This is a genomic window from Geodermatophilus sp. URMC 60 (assembly GCF_053502585.1).
In genome coordinates this window covers 972,760-991,988 of the sequence record NZ_CP199958.1, presented here as the reverse complement: position 1 = coordinate 991,988, position 19,229 = coordinate 972,760, and the positions used below count along the sequence as shown (strand labels likewise).

Below are 19,229 nucleotides of genomic sequence, written 5' to 3'. Positions count from 1 at the left end.
CGTGCCCACCACCGCCGTGCCCACCACCCTCACCCGCCGGCAGGTGCTCGACCTGCGGGTGCACGCCCAGCAGCTGGGGCGCACCGGTGGCGACCCGGCCGACACCGCCGTCCTCGACCTGGGGGTGCAGGACACCGGTCCCGACGGCGGACTCTGGGCGCTGGCCCTGCGCGGCGTGGACGTCGCGGCGCTGGGGGGCGACGAGCTGGCGACCGTGTGGACCCTCCGCGGCGCTCCGCACCTGTACCGGCGCGCCGACCTGCCCGGGGTCGCCGCGGCCACCGCGCCGTTCTCCGACGCCGACGCCGGCAAGCGCATCTTCGACGCCGCCAAGCCGCTCAAGGCCGCGGGCATCGGCAACCTCGAGGCGCTGGACGCCGTCGCCACGACCATGCGCTCGCTGGTCACGACCCCGATGGTCAAGGGGGAGGTGTCCGGGCGGCTGACCGAGCTCCTGCCCGAGCCCCACCTGCGGTTCTGCCGCCCGTGCAACGCCACGCACGTCCACGAGATGCCGTTCCGGCTGGCCGCGCTGCGCGCCGGGCTGGAGCTGGAGCCCGGGACCTCACCGCCGGTGCTGCGCCCGGTGCCCGGCCTGGCGCCCACCGACACGGTGCCGCCGCACCTGGACGTCGTCCGCGGCTACCTGCGGCTGCTCGGCCCGGCGACGCCCAAGCTGGTCGCCGGCTACCTCGACGCGCCCGTCAAGGACGTCCAGGCCCGGTGGCCCGACGACGCCGTCGAGGTGTCGGTGGACGGCGAGCGGCGCTGGCTGCTGGCTGAGGACACCGCCCGCCTCGACGCCGTCCCCCCTGCGGCCGGCGTGGCCCTGCTCGGCCCGTTCGACCTCTTCCTGCAGGCGCGCGACCGGTCGCTGCTGGTGGAGGACCCCGCTCGGGCCAAGGCGCTGTGGCCCGTGCTCGGCCGGCCCGGTGCGGTGCTGGCCGACGGCGAGGTCGCGGGCACCTGGCGGCCGCGCAAGGCCGGCTCGTCGCTGACCGTGGCGGTGGAGCTCTGGGCGCCGGTCCCGCGCGAGGCGGTCGATGAGGCCGCCGAGCGCCTGGCCGCCTTCCGCGGGGTACTGCTCAAGGACGTCGCGTTCGCCGGCTGACCGGAGTCACCAGCGGTAGGTGGCCGCCTGGTACTTCCCGCCGTACCGCTGCCACATCCGCTCGGCGTCCCTGAGGCGGCTCGCCGAGCATCCGCGGACGTAGTAGAGGTGCCGGGAGGACCGGACGATGGCGTACGCCATGCAGTCGGCCTGCCCCTCGTCCCCGACCTCGGGATAGCGCTGCCAGGCGTTGCGCTCCTCGACGTCGCGGCGGCCCTGCACCACCGCGCGCCCCTGGACGACGTGGGCGCACTCGTGCACGGCGACGTGCCGCAGCTGGTCGCCGGTCATCCCCGAGCGCAGATCGATACGGGCGGAGTAGGACCCACCGCTGCCCTCCCAGGACCACGACTGGCTGGCGGAGCCGATGCGCCCGTACGGGTTCCCCGGCACGACGTACTGCGTGTCGACGTGGATCGGCGTCTTGGGGCACCACCGGGCGATGTGCCGGCGCGCCTTGGCGATGTACCCGCCGTACCGGGCCGTGTCGGTCTGGTGGACGGAGAAGGTCGACGAGATGCCGGTGGCGGTCCACGACGTCGCGCGACTGATGACCCGGTAGGTGGCGGTGCCCGCGCGGGTGGGCACGCCGAGCCGGACGGTCACGCCGTTGCCGGCGCGGGGGGCCTTGACCCGCTGCACCGTCCGCCACGACGAGCCCGACTTGCGCTGGAGGTCGACGCTCTGGCCGTACGCGCTGCTGAGGGTGACGCGGACCGTCCGGTCGGCCCTCGTGGTGGTGTACTCGGCCGTCCGCACGTCGGGCCACACGCCGGCACGCGTGAAGGTGAGCCGGATGCGCTGCTCGGCCTTCGCACCACCGGCCGTCCACGTCGTGGCGCGCAGCCAGTAGGTCCCGGGGCGGGAGACCAGCTCGGAGGGGCGGGCGGAGACACACCACTGCCCCCGCAGACGGGCGGCGTCGTAGGACCGCGCGGTCTTCCAGACCCCGCTGCGGGCCACCTGGATCTTGAGCGTCTGCCCGCGCTGGAAGGACGCCTCCGTCGAGCAGACGTCGACGGTGCTGTCCGCGGAGAGGGTCGAGCCGTAGGTGTACCAGGCGATGCGGGGCACGGGCGCGGCCGAGGCGGTGGGCGCGGCGCTCAGCACCAGGAGGACGGCGAGCAGCACACCGAGCGAGATGGTGCGGACCTTGCGCACGCGGACCTGCTTACGGGGAGTCGGAGCCTGACCCCCGCGCATCGGCACGCCGGCGCAGCGACTTGAGCGGCAGCATCCTCGGTCACCCACAGGGATGGGATCCGCGCCACCCTGGAGGACGCTGTGACGGACGGAGAGGAGACCACCATGACCGGTCCCGACGATGCCTTCCTGGCTCCTGACGACGCGCTGCGCGGCTTCGACGACGACAGTGACGTCGAGTCCGGCACGGGCGGCGACGAGCGCCCCGGGGCCGACGACGTCGAGCGCCCGAACCCCGCCGGAGCCGCTGTCGAGGACGCCGGCCGCTCGGCCGGCTCCCTGGGCGACGGGACCGAGCCCGGGTAGGAGGGCACTCCCCTCCGGGGTCAGCGGCCGGCGGCGTAGCCCTGCATGCCACGCGGATTGGCCCCGGCACGCAGCACACCGGTCTCCGGGTCCCGCGACACCGCCGACAGCCGGCCGAGCGACCAGGGGCCGGAGACCGTGACGTCGTGCCCGCGCCGGCGGAGCTCGGTGATCGCCCGGTCGCCGAGCCGGTCCTCCACGACGACCTCGCCGGGGGTCGTCTGCCGCGGGTAGAACGACGACGGGAAGCTCGTGGTGTGCCACGCCGGCGCATCGATGGCCGCCTGCAGGTCGAGCCCGCCCACGGTGTGGGCCAGCCAGAAGCACAGCTGCCACTGCTCCTGCTGGTCCCCGCCCGGGGTGCCGAAGGCGAGCGCGGGCACGCCACCGCGCAGGGCCAGCGACGGGGTGAGCGTGGTCCGCGGGCGCCGGCCGGGCACCAGGGAGCCGGGCAGGCCCGGCTCCAGCCAGAACATCTGGGCCCGGGTGCCCAGCGCGAAGCCGAGCGACGGGATCACCGGCGAGCTCTGCAGCCAGCCGCCCGACGGGGTGGCCGAGACCAGGTTGCCCCACCGGTCGACGACGTCGACGTGGCAGGTGTCGCCCCGGGTCGTCGCGCGGGTGTCCACGGTCGGCTCCCCCACCCCGGCCAGGGTCGCTGCCGACGGGTGCGACCGCGCGGACACCTCGGAGACGAACCCCGGCAGCCGCGGCGCGCGCCCCCCGGGCGAGCCCGGCCGCAGCTCCCGGCTCGCCCGCTCGCCCACCAGCGCACGCCGTCCGTCGGCATAACGGGCCGACAGCAGGTCGGAGACCGGCACGTCGGGCGCGTCGCCGTACCAGGCCTCGCGGTCGGCCATCGCCAGCTTCACCGCCTCGACGGCGGCGTGCACCAGGTCGGCACCGGCGACCCCTGACGCGTAGGCCTCCGGCCCGGTGACCCGCAGGCCGTCCAGCACGGCCAGCGCCTGGAGGAGCGACGGCCCCTGCGACCACGGTCCCGCCTTCGCCAACGTCCACCCCCGCCAGTCCAGGGTCACCGGCGGCTCGTACGTCGGCGTCCAGCCGGCCATGTCCTGCGCGGTCAGGAAGCCGGCGTGTGCGCGACCGGAGTCGTCCATCACCGGCTGCCGGCAGAACTCGTCGACCGCCTCGGCGACGAACCCCGAGTACCAGGCCGCCAGGGCCGCCTCGATCTGCGCCTCCCGGGAGGCGCCGCGTGCCGCGTCGAGCAGCCGGCGGTAGGTCGCGGCGAGGGCAGGGTTCCGGAACAGGTCGCCGGCGCGCGGTACCGCGCCGTCGTCCGGGAGCCACGTGGCGGCCGAGGTGGGCCAGTGGGCGCGGAAGTGGTCGGCGACCGAGGCGATGGTCGCCACCGCGCGGGGGACGAGGGGCTGGCCGGACCCGGCGTACCCGATCGCGAAGCGGAGGACGGCGTCCAGCGGCAGCGTGCCGTGGTCGCGCAGCAGCGTCAGCCAGCCGCCCACGGCGCCGGGCACGGTGGCGGCCAGCAGGCCGGTTCCGGGGACCAGGGCGAGGCCGAGGTCGGCGAAGGCCGCGGTGCTCGCCCCGGCCGGAGCAACCCCCTGGGCGGAGAGGACGACCGGCCGGCCGGCGCCCTCCCCCCGCCCGCCACGGGCGAACAGGATCGGGACCTCGCCGCCGGGGCCGTTGAGGTGCGGCTCGACCACCTGGAGGGTGAACCCCGCCGCGACGGCCGCGTCGAAAGCGTTCCCCCCGGCCTCGAGGGTCGCCATGCCCGCCGCCGTGGCGAGCCAGTGCGTGGAGGCGACCATGCCGAAGGTGCCGGCGAGCTCCGGGCGTGTCGTGAACACGAGGACCACCTGGGGACGGGGCCGAGCCGCCTGCCGGCGGGGGCGACCCCGAACGTATCCCTGCACCTCGTCGGACGCACGACAGCGGGGCGGGTCCCCGAGGGGAGGATGCTGCGCATGACCGCGCCCCGGGACCCCTCCGCCGTCCGGCCGTGGACGGTGTGGACGCCGCTGGGCGTCGCCCTCGCCGTCGTGCTGTTCCTGGCCACGATCGGCAGCCTCGGCGTCGGCTTCGGGGTGCTGACGAACTGCACCAACACCTACGGCTGCACCGCGACCGGGTGCACGCCCTGCGAGACGACGAGCGCCTGGCTGGACGCCGGGTGGATCGGCCAGGTGGTCCTGCTGCTGGCCGGGGTGGTGCTCGTCGTCCTCGCCGCGCGCCGCCGCGCACTGCGCGCCGTGCGCCTCGGCGCCCTGGTGCTCCCCGTGCTCGGCGTGGCGCTCATCGTGGTCACGACCGCGCTGGCGACCGTCGCCATCTGACGCTTCCGCGCGAGGTATCTCAGCCCTAAGGTATCGACGCATGGAGCCGCGCCGCGTCCGCATCGGCATCGACACCGGGGGGACCTTCACCGACGTCGTCGCGGTGGACGAGGCGACCGGCAGGACGACCACCACCAAGACGCCGTCCACCCCTGCCGACCCGGCGGAGGGCTTCCTCACCGGCGTCCGCAAGGTGCTCGACCTGCTGGGACTCGACGGCAGCGCGGTCACCGCGGTCAGCCACGGGACGACGGTCGCGACCAACCAGCTGCTCCAGGGCGAGCTCGACCGGATCGGTTTCGTGACCACCGAGGGCTACGAGTCGGTGCTGGAGATCGCGCGCCAGTCGGTGCCCGACGGCTACGGCAACAGCTACTTCTGGGTCAAGCCGCCGCGGATCGTCCCCGCCGACCTCGTGCGCACCGTGCGCGGCCGGCTCGACCACCACGGGGCCGAGGTCCGCCCCCTCGACGAGGACGACGCCCGCGCCGCCGCCCGGTTCTTCCGCGACGCCGGGGTGGGCACCGTCGGCGTCTGCCTGCTGCACTCCTACGCGAACGACGCCCACGAGCGCCGCGTCCTGGAGGTCCTGCGCGAGGAGCACCCCGGCGCGGTGGTGAGCATCAGCTCGCAGGTGCTGCGCGAGTACCGGGAGTACGAGCGGTCGGTGACCACGCTGGTCGACGCCGCGGTGAAGCCGCGGGTGGGCGCGTACGTGACGGCGATCCGTGAGCGGCTGGACGGGATCGCCCTGGGCGTCCCCTTCTACGTGATGAAGAGCAACGGCGGCGTGCTGTCGGCCGAGGAGGTCGTGCACCAGCCGATCACCACGATGCTCTCGGGGCCGGCCGCCGGTGCGCTGGGCGCGGCCCTGGTCGCGGGCACGGCCGGCTTCGACCGGGTGCTCACCTGCGACGGCGGCGGCACCTCCACCGACGTCACGGTCGTGGTCGACGGCGAGCCGGCGCTCACCACCGAGGGCTCGGTCGGCGCCTACCCGTCGAAGATCCCGATGATCGACGTGGTCACCGTCGGCGCCGGCGGCGGCTCGATCGCCTGGCTGTCGCCGGAGGGCACGCTCAAGGTCGGGCCACGCTCGGCCGGCGCCGATCCGGGGCCGGTCTGCTACCCGTCCGGCGGCACCGAGCCGACCGTCACCGACGCCCACGTGGTCCTCGGCCGGATCCCGCCGCACCTGCTCGGCGGGGAGATCCCGCTGTCGGTCGACGCCGCCCGGGGCGGCCTGGAGCAGCTCGGGGAGAAGCTCGGCCTGGACCTCGAGCGCACCGCCACCGGCATCCTCGAGATCTCCGCGTGGAACCAGGCGAACGCGCTGCGCCAGGTCACGGTGGCCAGGGGCCTCGACGTCCGCGACTTCACGCTCACCACGTTCGGCGGCTCCGGCTCCCTGCTGGCCTGCCGGCTGATGGACGTCCTCGGCCTGCCGCGCACGCTCGTCCCGCCGGACCCGGGCAACCTCAGCGCCTTCGGTCTGCTCACCGTCGACGTCCGCAACGACCACGTGCAGACGACGATCAGCCGGCACGCCGACCTCGACCTCGGCCGGGTGCGCGCGGTGTTCGGCGAGCTGGAGGCCCGGGCGCGCCGGGCGCTCGACGGGGAGGGCTTCCCCCGCGACCGGCAGCGGGTGCAGCGCAGCGCCGACCTGCGCTACGTGGGCCAGGCGTTCGAGGTCCGCGTGCCGGTGGCCGGCGGTGAGCCGGACGCCGTCATCACGAGGCAGGCCGCCGAGGACGTCGCGCAGGCCTTCCACGCCGCGCACCGCCGGCTCTACGGCTACGACTTCGCCGAGGACCCCCGCCAGGCCGTCGAGTGGGTCAACCTGCGGGTCACCGGCATCGGGCCGATCCGCCGTCCCGACCTGGTGGAGCTGGTGCCGGCCGAGGGTCCCGGAACGGACCGGGCCGTCACGGGGTCCCGGCCGGTGTTCTTCGACGACGACTGGGTGGAGACGCCGACGTACGACCGGCCGCGGCTGGCCCCCGGTGACGTCGTCCACGGGCCCGCTGTCATCGAGGAGTTCGGCTCGACCGTGCCGGTGCACCCGGGGTTCCGGGCCACCGTCGACGTCCACGGCAACCTGCTGATCGAGAGGGACGCCCGATGAGCACCACGCCCCCCGGCGATCTCCGCGGAGACGGCCCCTCTGACGGCGAGGTGGCCGCGGACCCGGTCCTCGTGGAGATCGTCGCCGGCACGCTCGCCGCGATCGAGAAGGAGGTGGAGACGTCGATCGGCCGGACGTCGCGGTCGCCGATGATCCGCGACGCGCACGACTTCCGCGCCGGCATCCACGACCGCCGGCTGCGCAAGCTCACCGGCCGCTCGTACTCGGCGCTGGTGCACCCCGTGGTGCGCGACCACCCGATCGGGACGATGAACGTCGGCGACGTCTACTTCCACAACGACGTCTACCTCTCCGAGGGCGGCATCGGGCACCTGCCCGACCTGTGCGTCACGGTGCCGGTGTTCGCCGAGGTGGACGGTGCCGCCGAGGTCGTCGCCTTCGTGCAGGCGTTCGGCCACCACGACGACATCGGCGGCGCGGTGCCGGGCTCCATGCCCTCGGCGGCGACGAGCGTCTTCGAGGAGGGCCTGATGGTCCCCCCGATCAAGCTGTGGGACCGCGGCGTCCGCAACGAGGCGGCGCTGGCGATCATGACCCGCAACTCGCGCATGCCCGACTCGCTGGCCGCCGACCTCGACGCGGAGTGCTCCGCCTGCCTGGCCGGCGCACGGCGGCTCGGCGAGCTGTTCGAGCGGTACGGCGTCGCTGCCGTCGAGGCCTGCTTCGACGCGATCCTGGCCAACTCGACGGAGGTCTACCGGCGGGAGCTGCTCTCGCAGATCCCCGACGGCACCTACGTCTGGGAGGACTACGCCGAGCACGACGGCGTGGAGCCGCCGAAGCTGCACCGGCAGCGGATCACGCTGACCATGGACGGCTCGGCCGACGTCCCGCTGGTCATCGACTTCACCGGCACCGGGCCGCAGGCCAAGGGGCCGATCAACCACTGCGGCGACCACGCCGACGGCAACTTCCTCAAGAAGTGGCTGGCGCCGATCCTGCGCAACCTGGCCGAGACGCCGGAGCGGATGGCCGAGCTCGACGTCAACGAGGGCGTCGTCCCGCTCATCGAGATGCGGTTCCCCGGGAAGGGCACGCTGCTGACCCCGGTGTTCCCCGCGCCCACCAACGCGCGCACGTTCGTGATCCTGCGGCTGCTCGGCGTCCTGGCCGGGGTGCTGGCCAAGGCGACCGGCGGCCGGATGCCCGCCGACCAGGAGACGATCCGCTACACGGGCGTGTACGGCACCGATGCCGACGGCCAGCCCTACCTGATGCGCGAGGTGCTCGGGGGCGGCTCGGGCGGGCGGTACTACGCCGACGGCGAGGACACCATCCACGTCGTCCCCGACTCACGGAACCTGCCGACGGAGTTCACCGAGTCCCGCTTCCCGCTGCGCGTCGAGCGGCTGGGGCTGGCCCTCGACTCCGGCGGCCCGGGGCGGCACCGCGGCGGCTGCGGCTACGAGAAGCACATCCGGGTGCTGCGCGACGCGCACTTCATGTCCATCGCCGACCGCTCGATCCTGTCCTGCTGGGGGGTCGCCGGCGGCCGCGCCGGGCGGCCGTTCCAGATCACCGTCGACCCCGGCGGCCCGGACGAGCACGACGTCGACGCGCTCGCCGACGCCGAGCCGCTGGCGGCGGGCACGGTCGTGCGCATCCGGACGACGGGCGGCGGCGGGTGGGGCGACCCGCTGGACCGGCCGGTCGAGGAGGTGCTGCGGGACGTCGCCTGGCGCAAGGTCTCGGTGGGCGGTGCGCGAGCGGACTACGGCGTGGTGATCCGGGACGACGGCACCGCCGACGTCGCCGCGACCGAGGCCCTGCGGGCAGGGATCCGGGCCGCACGCACCGGCGAGGAGCCGTTCTTCGACCGCGGCCCGGGCTACGCGCGGCTGTCCGGCGGCGCGGCGTTCAACGAGTTCGACGTGCTCTGAAGCCGGCCCTGCTGCAGGGCCCGCTGCGGCCCCGGTGCAGGGGCCCGCCGCGAGCGTGCGAGCGGTGGGGGCAGCGGGGTCCTTCCTCAGGGCGTGCCGAAGTCGGTGCTCCCGGCCGGCGGCTTGGCCCTCTCGCCGTCCTGGCCCTCGTCGCCGCGGTTCGTCGGGTGGTCGGTGTGGCGCGGGTCGTCGTCGGTGTCGTCGACGTCCTCGGGGACCAGCGGCGTCTCGTGCAGGACGTGCTCGCGCGCCGCGTCGCGGTCGGTGCCCGGTACCTCGGTCATGGCGACCTCCTCATCTCGGGGCCGCTCACCTACCCGCTGCCGCACGGCGGATGCGCCCGGCGCTACGCCCCCGGCGAACGGCGGCGGCGCCACCAGCGGGAGCGCACCGGCACGGGCGGCGGCGCCCCGACCGGCTCGGGAGGCGACGGCGGCGGGCGGGTGGCGTGCCACAGCCGCACCAGCGCGTCCTCGTCGGCCAGCCCCGGCACGGCGTCGGGGCCGTCCGCCGGCCGCCGCCAGTGCTGCTCCACCCGGGCGTTGAACTCCACCACCGTGGCCCGCACCGCTGCCTCGCTGGGCAGCTGCGGCACCCGCAGCGCGAGGTCCTCCCGCTCTCGGCGCAGCGCCATGCCCGGCGGCAGCAGGTCGCGCGGGTCGGCCTGCTCGCGGCGCGCCCACTCCAGCGCCCACTCGTAGCTGGTCTGCTCCTTGTCCCGCCGCGGGAGCGGGCGGCCGGTGCCCTCGAGCCCCTCGAAGGCACCCCGCTGCTGCGCCTGGGTGATCTGGTGGTCGATCCAGGTCTCGAAGGCCATCCCCGGGGGCTTGCGCTCGGTCATCACCCTCCTTGGTACCCCGCCGTTGCCGGATCGTGTCTTGACCGCCGCCGCCGCTCGTGCGGTCCCCCGGTGTCCTCGCGCAGCGTGGCGACCTGCCACGAAGGGGTGAACCGGCAGCTCAGGGGCCTGTGCGCGCGGCCGGGAGCCCCCACCCTGGCCGTCGTGCCGCTGTCCGTCCCCGGGTTGCCCGACGTGCCGCCCGAGCTGGCCGGGCCGGTCGCGGTGGAGCTGGCCAAGCCGGTGCGCGACCTGCCGCGGGCCGACGCGCTGCCCGGCGGCGTCCTCTACGAACCCAAGTGGGACGGCTACCGGCTCGTCGTCGTCCGGACCGGCGGCACGACCCGGGTGTGGTCACGGCAGGGCCGCGACCTGTCGTCGCGCTTCCCGGACGTCGTCGCCGCCGCCGTCGCCCAGGTGCCGCCGGGCACCGTGCTCGACGGCGAGGTCGTCGTCTGGAACGGCTCGCGGCTGGACTTCGGGCTGCTCCAGCAGCGGATGGTCGCCGCCGGCGGCCGGATCGGCACGCTGGCCGCCGCCGCGCCCGCGTCCTACGTCGCCTTCGACCTGCTGGCGCTCGGCGGTGCCGACCTGCGCGGCCGCCGGCTGCGCGAGCGGCGGGCCGCCCTGGAGGAGCTCGCCGCCCGCTGGGCGCCGCCGATGCAGCTCTCGCCGGTCACGACCGACCCCGCCGAGGCCCGGCAGTGGTCGGCCGACTTCCGCCCCGCGGGCGTGGAGGGGCTGGTCGCCAAGGGCGCCGGCACCCGGTACGCGCCCGGCCGCCGGGAGTGGCTGAAGGTGAAGTCCTGGGAGAGCACCGAGGTGCTCGCCGGCGGCGTGATCGGGTCGCTCGAGCGGCCCGGCCAGCTGGTGGCCGGGCGGTACCGGGACGGCGAGCTGGTCGTCGTCGGGCGCACCAGTCCGCTCTCGCCCGCGCAGTCCGCCGAGCTGGCCGCGGTCCTGACCCCGGCCGGGCCGGACCACCCGTGGCCGGACCGGATCGGCACCGGCGCCTTCGGCGGCGGCCGGCTGTCGGTGCCGCTCACCCGCGTGCGCCCGGACGTCGTCGTCGAGGTCAGCGCGGACGCCGCGCTGCAGGCCGGCGTCTTCCGCCATCCGCTGCGCTTCGTGCGGGTGCGCCCCGACCTCGCGCCCGACGACGTGCCGGGGATCCCCTGAGGAAACCCGGACGGAACACGGGGCGCGGACGATCGGCGGGGTGCACACCGGCGACCAGCTCAGCCTGACGGCGGCCGACCTGGCGGTCCGCACCCTGGGCCCGGCGACCGTCCCCTCCCCGCTCGACGGCTCCCTGCTCGACCCGCGCGACAGCGTCCACTACGTCGCGGAGACCGACCGGGTGCTGCTCGACGACACCCTCGACATGGCCGTGCGCCGCGGACTGCCCACCCGGGAGCTGCCCGCGTTCGAGCCCGGCGGCCCGCGCTCCCGGCTGTTCTTCGACCCGCCCCGCACCCGCGTCGGCGTGGTGACCTGCGGCGGGCTGTGCCCCGGGCTCAACAACGTCATCCGCGGCCTGGTGCTGGAGGCGTGCGGCCACTACGGCGTCGCCTCGGTGACCGGCTTCCGCAACGGCTACCTCGGCCTGACCCGCGCCGGCGCGGCGGACGCGGTCCAGCTGACGCCGTCCGCCGTTCGCGGGCTCAACGACCAGGGCGGCACCGTGCTGGGGACCTCCCGCGGCGGGCAGGACCCGGCCGAGATGGTCGACACCCTCGTCGCGCGCGGCATCGACGTCCTCTTCGTCATCGGCGGCGACGGCACGCTGCGCGGCGGGCAGGACATCGCCGACGAGGCCGCGCGGCGCGGTCTGCCGATCGCCGTCGTCGGCATCCCCAAGACCATCGACAACGACATCCCGTGGATCGACGCCAGCTTCGGCTTCCAGACCGCCTTCGGCCGGGCCGCCGAGTCGATCCGCGCCGCGCACACCGAGGCCCGGTCCACCCCGAACGGCGTCGGGCTGATCAAGCTGATGGGCCGGCACTCCGGCTTCATCGCCGCCTACGCGTCGCTGGCCAGCGAGGACGTCGACGTCGTCCTCGTGCCGGAGGTGCCCATGGACCTCGACGTCGTGCTCTCCCACCTCGGTCGCGTCCTCGACCGGCAGGGCCACGCCGTCGTCGTGGTCGCCGAGGGCGCCGGGCAGGAGTTCTTCGCCGGGAACCCGCAGGATCGGGACGCCTCGGGCAACCTCCGCCTGGGCGACATCGGCGCGCTGCTGCGCGACCGGATCACCGCCGCGGCGCGGGCCTGCGGCCGCGACATCAGCCTGCGCTACGTCGACCCGGGTTATGCCATCCGCAGCGTGCCGGCCAACCCCTTCGACAGCGTCTACTGCGCACGGCTGGCACAGGCCGCCGTCCACGCCGCCATGGCCGGCCGGACGGCGACCGTCGTCGGCCGCTGGCACGGCCGGTTCGTGCACCTGCCCATCGCGCTGGCCACCGGGAGCCGCAACCAGGTCGACCCGCAGGGCGACCTGTGGCTCTCGGTGCTCGAGGCCACCGGCCAGCCCTCCACCTCGTCGGCCTACCGGTCGGCACCGCGGCCAGTAGCCGTCCCCGACCCGCGCTGAGCTCATCCGCCGCCTCGTCGCGGGACCCCTCCGGGCCACTCCTCGACGACACCACTCAGCCGGGCACGCGGCCGAGGGCGATCAGCAGCCGGCGCAGCAGCCCCGCGAGGGCGTCGAGGTCGTCGTCGGAGAGCCCGGCGAGCAGCCGGCGCTCGGTCTCCAGGTGGTCGGGCAGCACCCCGTCGAGGGCCGCCCGGCCGGCCTCGGTCAGCGTGACGACGACGACCCGTCCGTCGGCCCCGCTGCGCTCGCGGGTGATCAGCCCCTTCTCCTCCAGCCGGTCCAGCCGCTGGGTGATCGCGCCGGAGGTGACCAGCGCGGTCCGCATCAGCGCGGTGGGGGTGAGCTGGTACGGGGCCCCGGCCCGACGCAGGGCGGCCAGCACGTCGAACGAGGGGACGTCGAGGCCGTGGCGGGCGAAGGTGGCGCGCTGGGCGAGGAACACCTCCCGTTGCAGCTGCGAGATGCGCCCGACGACCCCCATCGGGCTGCAGTCGAGGTCGGGCCGCTCCCGGGCCCACTGGGCCAGGATCTGGTCGACGGCGTCCCCCACGCCGGTACCTCAGCAGTGAGGTATCCGGGGCGTCAAGCCGGCTGCAGGCGGGTGCTGAGCCGGACGGTCAGCCCGGCAGCGCCGGGGAGCAGGTCGACGGAGTCCCAGAGCTTGCGGGCCAGCCACAGGCCCATGCCCCCGCGTCCCAGGTCGGCGCCGTGGGCCGGGCGGAAGCCGGCCAACGGGTCGGCGAAGGCGTGCCCGGAGTCGGTGATGGCGCAGACCAGCCGTTCGCCGTCGGTCCACATCCGCGCCGACACCGGCCGGACGCCGTGCCGGAAGGCATTGGCGGCGACCTCGGCGGCCGCGAGGTGCAGGTCCTCCCGCTGGTCGCGGTCGGGCACCCGGGCGGCGAGGACCGCGCCGATCGCGTGGCGCAGTGTCACCAGGCTGGGGACGTCGTCGAGGGCGAGCACCGGAGGGGTGTCCTCGACCGGCTCGCGCGGCCAGGGCAGCTGCAGCAGGTAGTCGGCCGGGTCCCGGTAGGCCGGGCTGGGCGCCCACGCACCGTCGTGGACGAGGTACGGGTGCGTGGCCGCGGCGGCCTCGACGACCGCGGCGGGCAGCCGGCGCCGGTCGTAGATGCACAGGGAGTCGATCGGCGCGTCCTGCAGGACGTGGTTGGCCGCTGATTCGAACCGCAGCCCCTCGCGCCAGCCGGCGGGGGTGGGCCCGAAGTCGACGAGGGAGAGCAAGCGCAGCTGACCACCGGCCGCCCGCTGGGTGGTCCGCCGGGCGTGTGCCAGCGCGTCGGGCGCCCGGGCCCCCAGCAGGCTGAGCCCCGGGTCGCTGCGGACCTGCTCGGCGCGCTGGCCGAGCTCGTCGCACAGCAGCGCCGTGACGTCCGGCGGGCAGGTCAGCGCGACGACGTCCCCGGCGCGCAGCCCGGCGTCGAGGAACGGCAGGGCCACGGCCAGCAGGTCGGCCTCCCCGCGCACCAGAGCGGCAGCGTGCCGCGACAGGACCGGGGACCCGGCCCCGCTCCGCGGGGCCGGCAGGGGCGAACGGGGCTCGCCCACCACGTGGTCCACCTGGTCCGGTCCTCCCTCCGGCCGGGAACTCCCGCCGGGTGTTGCGTCATCTTCGTACACGGCCACGCCCGATCGCTCGCTCGGGGTGCCCGGAGCCCAGGCCGTCACGCCGGCGACGACCCCGCGGCCGCCTCCTCGACCCCCGCCAGGGTGAGGATCCGCGCCGGCGGGGTCCCCGGCCCGGTGCGCACCCGCAGCTCGACGCCGGCCTGCCGTGCCCTGGCCACCGCCTCCAGGACCAGCCCGACGCCGGCGCTGGCCAGGTAGCCGGTGGACGTGAGGTCCAGCGTGGCCACCGCGCCCGGGGCGAGCTGCTCGACCCGGGCGAGCACCTGCTGGCGGACCCGCCCCGCGGTGGCCAGGTCGACCTCGCCGTGCACCTCCAGGCGCGGGCCGCGCGGCTCGTCGTGCACGGCCACGCTCGCGCCGCCGTCCCAGGGTGGGCGCGCCGGTCCCCGCTCGGTGCGGGGCGGGGGAGCGGGGACGGCGGGGGCGATCCGGAAGCGGACGGTGGTCCCGGGGCCCCCCGGGGCGTGCACCACCTCGACGTCGGTCCCCAGCGCCTCGATCATCTCCAGGCCGCGGCCCCGGTAGCCGCGGTCGGCGGGTGGTGGCCGCCAGACGCCCGTGTCGCGCACCTCGACCCGCACGCCGCCGTCGGCCTCGCGGGCCACTCGGTAGCTGCACTCGCTGTGGTCGGAGGACGCGGCGTAGGCGTGCTCGACCGCGTTGGCCAGCGCCTCGCCCAGCGCCAGCTGCAGGTCCTCGGCGGTCTCGTCGGGCAGCCCGGCCGCCGCCGTCCACGCCGTCACGGCCCGCCGCACGGCGGACAGCCGGCGGGGGTCGGCGGGCAGCCGCGCGGCCAGCGGCTCGGGCAGCAGCCGGGCGGCGATCAGCGCGACGTCGTCGGGCTGGTCGGCGTCGGCGAGGACCTCGGCGAGCAGCCGCCCGGTCAGCGCGACCGGATCGGCCGCCGCGTGGCGGGCGGCGGCCGCCCGGACCCGCTCCAGCCCCTCGTCGAGGACCTCGCCCCGGCGCTCGACCAGGCCGTCGGTGTAGAGCAGCAGGGTCGCGCCGGGGGCGATGTCGGCGGTGCCCTCGGTGTAGGGACGACGACCGGGCGCGCCGAGGACGGCCCCGGACCCCGGGCCGTCGAGCAGCCGTGCGCCGTCGGGCGTCACCAGCAGCGCCGGCAGGTGCCCGGCCCGGGCCCAGCGGACCGTGCCGGCCGTGCCGTCGACGACGAGGCAGGCCGCGGTGGAGGCCAGCGCGCCGGGCAGCCGGGCGGCGAAGCGGTCCAGCAGCTCCAGCGCCTCCGCCGGACCGCAGCCCTGCAGCAGCGCCGTGGACAGCGCGCTGCGCAGCTGGCCCATCACCGCAGCGGCGGCCGGCCCCTGGCCGACGACGTCCCCGACGGCGATCGCGATCCGGTGGTCGGCCAGCTCGACGACGTCGTACCAGTCCCCGCCGGCCTGGGTGCCCTCGGCGCCGGGCAGGTAGTGCGCGGCCAGCGCGAGCCGCTCCAGAGCGGGCAGCTGCGCCGGCAGCAGGCTCAGCTGCAGGGTCTCGGCGATGCCCCGCTCGGCCCGGTACAGCCGGGCGCGGTCGAGGGCCTGCGCGCACTGCTCGGCGACGGCGAGCAGCATCGCCCGGTCGGTGGTGGAGAAGCGCTGCACCCGGGGCCAGGCGACCGACAGGACGCCGACCACCCGGCCGGCCGCGGCCAGCGGCAGTGCCACCACCGCAGCCAGCCCGAAGTCCCGCACCGACGCGGCCAGCTCGGGTGCCAGCTCGCGGTCGGCCGCGGGCTGCGCGGTGACGTCCTCGATCCAGACCGGACGGCGCTCGGAGACGGCGGTGGCGGCGACCAGCGGGGCCGACATCGGCACCGTCCGCCAGATCTCCAGGCCGGCCGGGCTGCCGCCGTCGATGGCCAGCACGGACAGCGCACGGTGCGAGGGGTCGAGCTCGTAGACCGCCACGCGGCTGTCCGGGCCGGTCAGCGCGCGGACGTGGCCGCCGGCGGCCACGGCGACCTCCAGCGGGGTGGTCGCCGCCGACAGCTCGGCGGTCGCCCGCTGCAGCAGGACCAGCCGCTGGGCGGCGGCCCGCTCCTCGGCGAGCAGCGCCGCGTTGTCGACCGCCAGAGCGGCGCGGCCGGCGACCTCCTCGAGCAGCGCCCGGTCGTCGTCGTCGTAGGGCGGCGCGGCGCTGTCCCGGCCCAGCACCAGCACCGCCCGCAGCACCCCGCGGACGGCGAGGGGCACCGCGATCGCCGAGAGTCCGGTCAGCGGCCAGCTCGCCTCCTCCCGACCGGGGGGCGGCGGCCAGGACAGCTGCTCGCCGAGGACCGCGGCGCCGCTCTCCAGCACCTGCAGGCTCAGCCCGCTGTGCGGGTCGAGGGATGCCATCGCGGCCTCGGCGGTCTCGTCCAGACCCGCGATGCCGGCGAAGCGCAGCCGGCCGTCGTCCCCCAGCAGCCGCACGCTGCACAGGTCGGCCAACCGCTGCTCGACGAGCAGCCGGGCCAGCGCGTCGAGCTGGCCGTCGACGGTGGTCTCCCGGTCCAGCACGGTGCCCACCTCGGCGAGCAGCGTCTGCCGGGCCGTCTCGCGGGTCCGGGCGTTGATGTCGGTGCAGCTGCCGACGTACCCGGCGAACGTCTCGCCGGCCCCGGTGGGCCTCCCCCCGATCGGTACCGCCCGCTCCAGCAGCCAGTGGTGGGTGCCGTCGGCGCGGCGCAGCCGGACGTCGACCTCCCAGCCCTCGCGGCGGGCGGTGGCGGCGGCGACCACCTCGGCGTAGCGGTCGCGGTCCTCGGGGTGCAGGCCCTGCGCCCAGCCGTCGCCCACCTCCTCGCGGGCCGGGCGGCCGGTGAACTCGGTCCAGCCCCGGTTGACGAACACCCGCCGCCCGTCGGGGTCGGCCACCCAGATGAGGGCCGGCGCGAGGTCGGCCATGGCGGTGAACTGCTCCTCCGCGGCCCGGCGGGTCCGGCCCAGCTCGAGGTGCGCGCCGACCCGGGCCAGCAGCTCCTGGGCGGAGAACGGCTTGACCAGGTAGTCGTCGGCACCGGCGGCCAGGCCCTCGACGGCGGCCTCCTCGCCGGCCCGGGCCGAGAGCAGCACCACCGGGACCCGGGCGGTGCGCGGCTCGGCGCGCAGGGCCACGAGCAGCCCCAGGCCGTCGAGCTCGGGCATCATCACGTCGCTGACGACGAGGTCGGGCGGGTCGGCCGACGCCGCCTCGAGCGCCTGCCGGCCGTCGGCGACCGCCCGGACCTCGTAGTGCGGGCCCAGCAGCCGCAGCAGGTACGCCCGCATGTCGGCGTTGTCGTCGGCGACCAGCACCCGCCCGGAGGCCGCGGCCGGACCCGGGACGGCGGGCGGCAGCTCGGCGCCGGGGGCCGCCTCACCTCCCGGCAGCCAGCGCATCGCCTCGGTGACGAACGGGACGGCGGCCGGCGAGACGGCGGGCGCGCCCGGGGCGGGCTCGGCCAGCTGGTCGGCGGGCAGGTGGGCGTCGCCCAGCGGCAGGGTGACGGTGAACGTCGTCCCGGCGCCCGGGGTGCTCTCGGCGTCGATGTCACCGCCGTGCAGGGTGACCAGCTCGCGGACCATCGCCAGGCCGATGCCGCTGCCCTCGCCCGACCGCCCGCGGCCGTCGGCCACCCGGTGGAAGCGCTCGAACAGGCGGGGCAGCTCGTCGGCGGGGATGCCGGTGCCGGTGTCGCTGACGGTCAGCCGCGCGACGCCGTCGTCCTGCCGCAGCCGGACGGCGATGCCGCCGGTGAACGTGAACTTCAGCGCGTTGGAGAGGAGGTTGAGGACGACCTTCTCCCACATGTCACGGTCGACGTGCACCGGCGCGTCCAGCGGCGGGCAGTCGACGGTGAAGTCCAGCCCCGCGCGGTCGACGGCGGAGCGGAAGACGCTGGCCAGCTCCGCGGTGGTCGCGGCGAGGTCGACGGGCTCGAAGCGCGCGTCGATGCGGCCGGCCTGGATGCGGGAGAAGTCGAGCAGGGTGTTGACGAGCTTGCCCAGCCGCTGCGCGTTGCGCTCGATCACCTCCAGTTCCTCGCGCAGCCGCGGGTCGGACTCCGCGGCGGACGAGGCGCGCAGCTCGGCGACCGGGCCGGCGATGAGCGTCAGCGGGGTGCGGAACTCGTGGCTGACGTTGCTGAAGAAGTCGGTCTTGGCGCGGTCCAGCTCGGCCAGCGCCTCGGCCCGGCGCCGCTCGGCCTCGTAGCTGCCGGCGTTGGTGAGGGCGGAGGAGACCTGGCCGGCCACCAGGCCGAGGAAGCCGCGGTAGGCGTCGTCCCAGCGACGGTGGGGGTTGAGCCCGACGACGAGGAAGCCGGCGAGCCCGCCCCGGTCGGGCGCCGAGGAGGCGATCGGCAGCGCGGCGCCCTGCACCGGCGGGTGGTCCCATTCGCCGGTCGGCAGGCCGGGGCACCGCTCGCCGAGGTCCTCCACGAGCACGTCCTCGCCGGCCAGCACCCGGGTCAGCGGCCACACGCCGTCGTCGGTCAGCACCGGGGGGACGGCCGGCGACCCCGGCTCGATGCCGACGGCACGGCCCAGCCGGGCGGTGCCGTCGTCATCGAGCAGGTAGACCGCGCCGAACGGCAGGTCGGAGGGGTTGCGGGCGAGCTGCTCGCCGGTGGCGGCGAGCACCGCCTCCTCGGAGCGGGCGGCCCCCAGTGCCGCGGCGAGGTCGCGCAGCGTGCCCATCCGGCGTTCGCCGATCACCTGCTGCGTGGTCTCGGTGACCACGCAGAACAGGCCCTCGATGCCACCGTCGTCGCCGGGCAGGGGGCTGTAGGAGAAGGTGTGGTACGTCTCCTCCGGATAGCCGCTGCGCTCCAGGAAGAGGAGCAGGTCCTCGTCCCAGGTGGCGGTGCCGTCGCGGAGCACGGCCTGCGTGCGCGGCGCGATGTCGGGCCAGATCTCGGCCCACACCTCCGACGCCGGCCGGCCCAGCGCCCACGGGTGCTTGGCCTGCAGCGTGTCGTGCCGGTAGGCGTCGTTGTAGAAGAAGGCGAGGTCCGGGCCCCATCCGGCCCACATCGCGAAGCGCGACGTCAGCAGGATCCGGACGGTGTGGCGGAGCCCCGAGGGCCACCGGTCCGGCGGGCCGAGCGGGTTCTGCGACCAGTCGACGGCCGCCATGGCGCGGCCGACCTCGCCGCCGCCGGCGAACAACGACGTGCCGGGGTGCTCGTCGCTCACCGCGTCC

At 76.0% G+C, this 19,229-nt stretch carries 14 protein-coding genes; 7 read left to right on the top strand and 7 right to left on the bottom strand.

The window, feature by feature from the left end; all coding sequences use genetic code 11:
• Position 1: 1 nt before the first annotated feature.
• Positions 2-1,111 (top strand): winged helix DNA-binding domain-containing protein, encoded by a 1,110-nt coding sequence (locus ACWIX3_RS04775; RefSeq protein ID WP_448610932.1) that lies wholly within the window; start codon positions 2-4, stop codon positions 1,109-1,111.
• 6 nt (positions 1,112-1,117) lie between these two features.
• On the opposite strand, the gene ACWIX3_RS04770 is transcribed toward ACWIX3_RS04775, so the two are convergent.
• Entirely contained in the window at positions 1,118-2,272 is a 1,155-nt protein-coding gene (locus ACWIX3_RS04770; RefSeq protein WP_448610931.1) for a hypothetical protein, read from the bottom strand.
• 147 nt (positions 2,273-2,419) lie between these two features.
• Here ACWIX3_RS04770 and ACWIX3_RS04765 point away from each other — a divergent pair, with 147 nt between their 5' ends.
• Complete coding sequence (locus ACWIX3_RS04765) at positions 2,420-2,620, top strand: hypothetical protein (RefSeq protein WP_448610930.1); 201 nt, start codon at positions 2,420-2,422, stop codon at positions 2,618-2,620.
• 20 nt (positions 2,621-2,640) lie between these two features.
• Here ACWIX3_RS04765 and ACWIX3_RS04760 read toward each other — a convergent pair whose 3' ends face one another.
• Positions 2,641-4,455, bottom strand: coding sequence for a gamma-glutamyltransferase family protein (locus tag ACWIX3_RS04760; RefSeq protein ID WP_448610929.1), 1,815 nt, complete (start codon positions 4,453-4,455; stop codon positions 2,641-2,643).
• 117 nt (positions 4,456-4,572) lie between these two features.
• Between ACWIX3_RS04760 and ACWIX3_RS04755 the strand changes: the two genes are divergently transcribed.
• From ACWIX3_RS04755 to ACWIX3_RS04745, 3 genes are read left to right on the top strand one after another with little or no spacing between them, the layout of a single operon-like run.
• Positions 4,573-4,941: a hypothetical protein gene (locus ACWIX3_RS04755; protein ID WP_448610928.1), complete on the top strand. Its 369-nt coding sequence runs from the start codon at positions 4,573-4,575 to the stop codon at positions 4,939-4,941.
• Positions 4,942-4,981: 40 nt separating this feature from the next.
• Positions 4,982-7,069 (top strand): hydantoinase/oxoprolinase family protein, encoded by a 2,088-nt coding sequence (locus tag ACWIX3_RS04750; RefSeq protein ID WP_448610927.1) that lies wholly within the window; start codon positions 4,982-4,984, stop codon positions 7,067-7,069.
• Positions 7,066-8,970, top strand: a complete 1,905-nt coding sequence (locus ACWIX3_RS04745) for a hydantoinase B/oxoprolinase family protein (RefSeq protein WP_448610926.1) — start codon at positions 7,066-7,068, stop codon at positions 8,968-8,970. Before ACWIX3_RS04750 ends, ACWIX3_RS04745 begins: the two co-directional genes overlap by 4 nt.
• Before the next feature lie 86 nt (positions 8,971-9,056).
• Here the strand turns inward: ACWIX3_RS04745 and ACWIX3_RS04740 are convergent, their stop codons facing one another.
• Together ACWIX3_RS04740 and ACWIX3_RS04735 are read right to left on the bottom strand one after the other, a co-directional pair.
• The gene (locus ACWIX3_RS04740; RefSeq protein WP_448610925.1) at positions 9,057-9,254 is read right to left on the bottom strand and encodes a hypothetical protein; all 198 of its coding nucleotides are present in this window, start codon (positions 9,252-9,254) and stop codon (positions 9,057-9,059) included.
• 62 nt (positions 9,255-9,316) lie between these two features.
• A complete protein-coding gene (locus tag ACWIX3_RS04735) occupies positions 9,317-9,811 on the bottom strand; it encodes a DnaJ family domain-containing protein (RefSeq protein WP_448610924.1) in 495 nt (164 codons plus the stop codon).
• A 162-nt stretch (positions 9,812-9,973) separates the two neighbouring features.
• On the opposite strand from ACWIX3_RS04735, the gene ACWIX3_RS04730 reads away from it, so the two are divergent.
• Together ACWIX3_RS04730 and ACWIX3_RS04725 are read left to right on the top strand one after the other, a co-directional pair.
• The gene (locus ACWIX3_RS04730; RefSeq protein ID WP_448610923.1) at positions 9,974-10,987 is read left to right on the top strand and encodes an ATP-dependent DNA ligase; all 1,014 of its coding nucleotides are present in this window, start codon (positions 9,974-9,976) and stop codon (positions 10,985-10,987) included.
• 40 nt (positions 10,988-11,027) lie between these two features.
• Positions 11,028-12,407, top strand: coding sequence for an ATP-dependent 6-phosphofructokinase (locus tag ACWIX3_RS04725; protein ID WP_448610922.1), 1,380 nt, complete (start codon positions 11,028-11,030; stop codon positions 12,405-12,407).
• Between the two features lie 55 nt (positions 12,408-12,462).
• Here ACWIX3_RS04725 and ACWIX3_RS04720 read toward each other — a convergent pair whose 3' ends face one another.
• The 3 genes from ACWIX3_RS04720 to ACWIX3_RS04710 all read right to left on the bottom strand — a co-directional run bounded on the left by ACWIX3_RS04720 (position 12,463) and on the right by ACWIX3_RS04710 (position 19,222).
• On the bottom strand, positions 12,463-12,960 hold the full coding sequence (locus ACWIX3_RS04720; RefSeq protein ID WP_448610921.1) for a MarR family winged helix-turn-helix transcriptional regulator: 498 nt from the start codon (positions 12,958-12,960) through the stop codon (positions 12,463-12,465).
• 32 nt (positions 12,961-12,992) lie between these two features.
• Positions 12,993-13,979, bottom strand: a complete 987-nt coding sequence (locus tag ACWIX3_RS04715) for an anti-sigma factor RsbA family regulatory protein (protein ID WP_448610920.1) — start codon at positions 13,977-13,979, stop codon at positions 12,993-12,995.
• A 116-nt stretch (positions 13,980-14,095) separates the two neighbouring features.
• Complete coding sequence (locus ACWIX3_RS04710) at positions 14,096-19,222, bottom strand: SpoIIE family protein phosphatase (RefSeq protein WP_448610919.1); 5,127 nt, start codon at positions 19,220-19,222, stop codon at positions 14,096-14,098.
• Positions 19,223-19,229 lie beyond the last annotated feature (7 nt).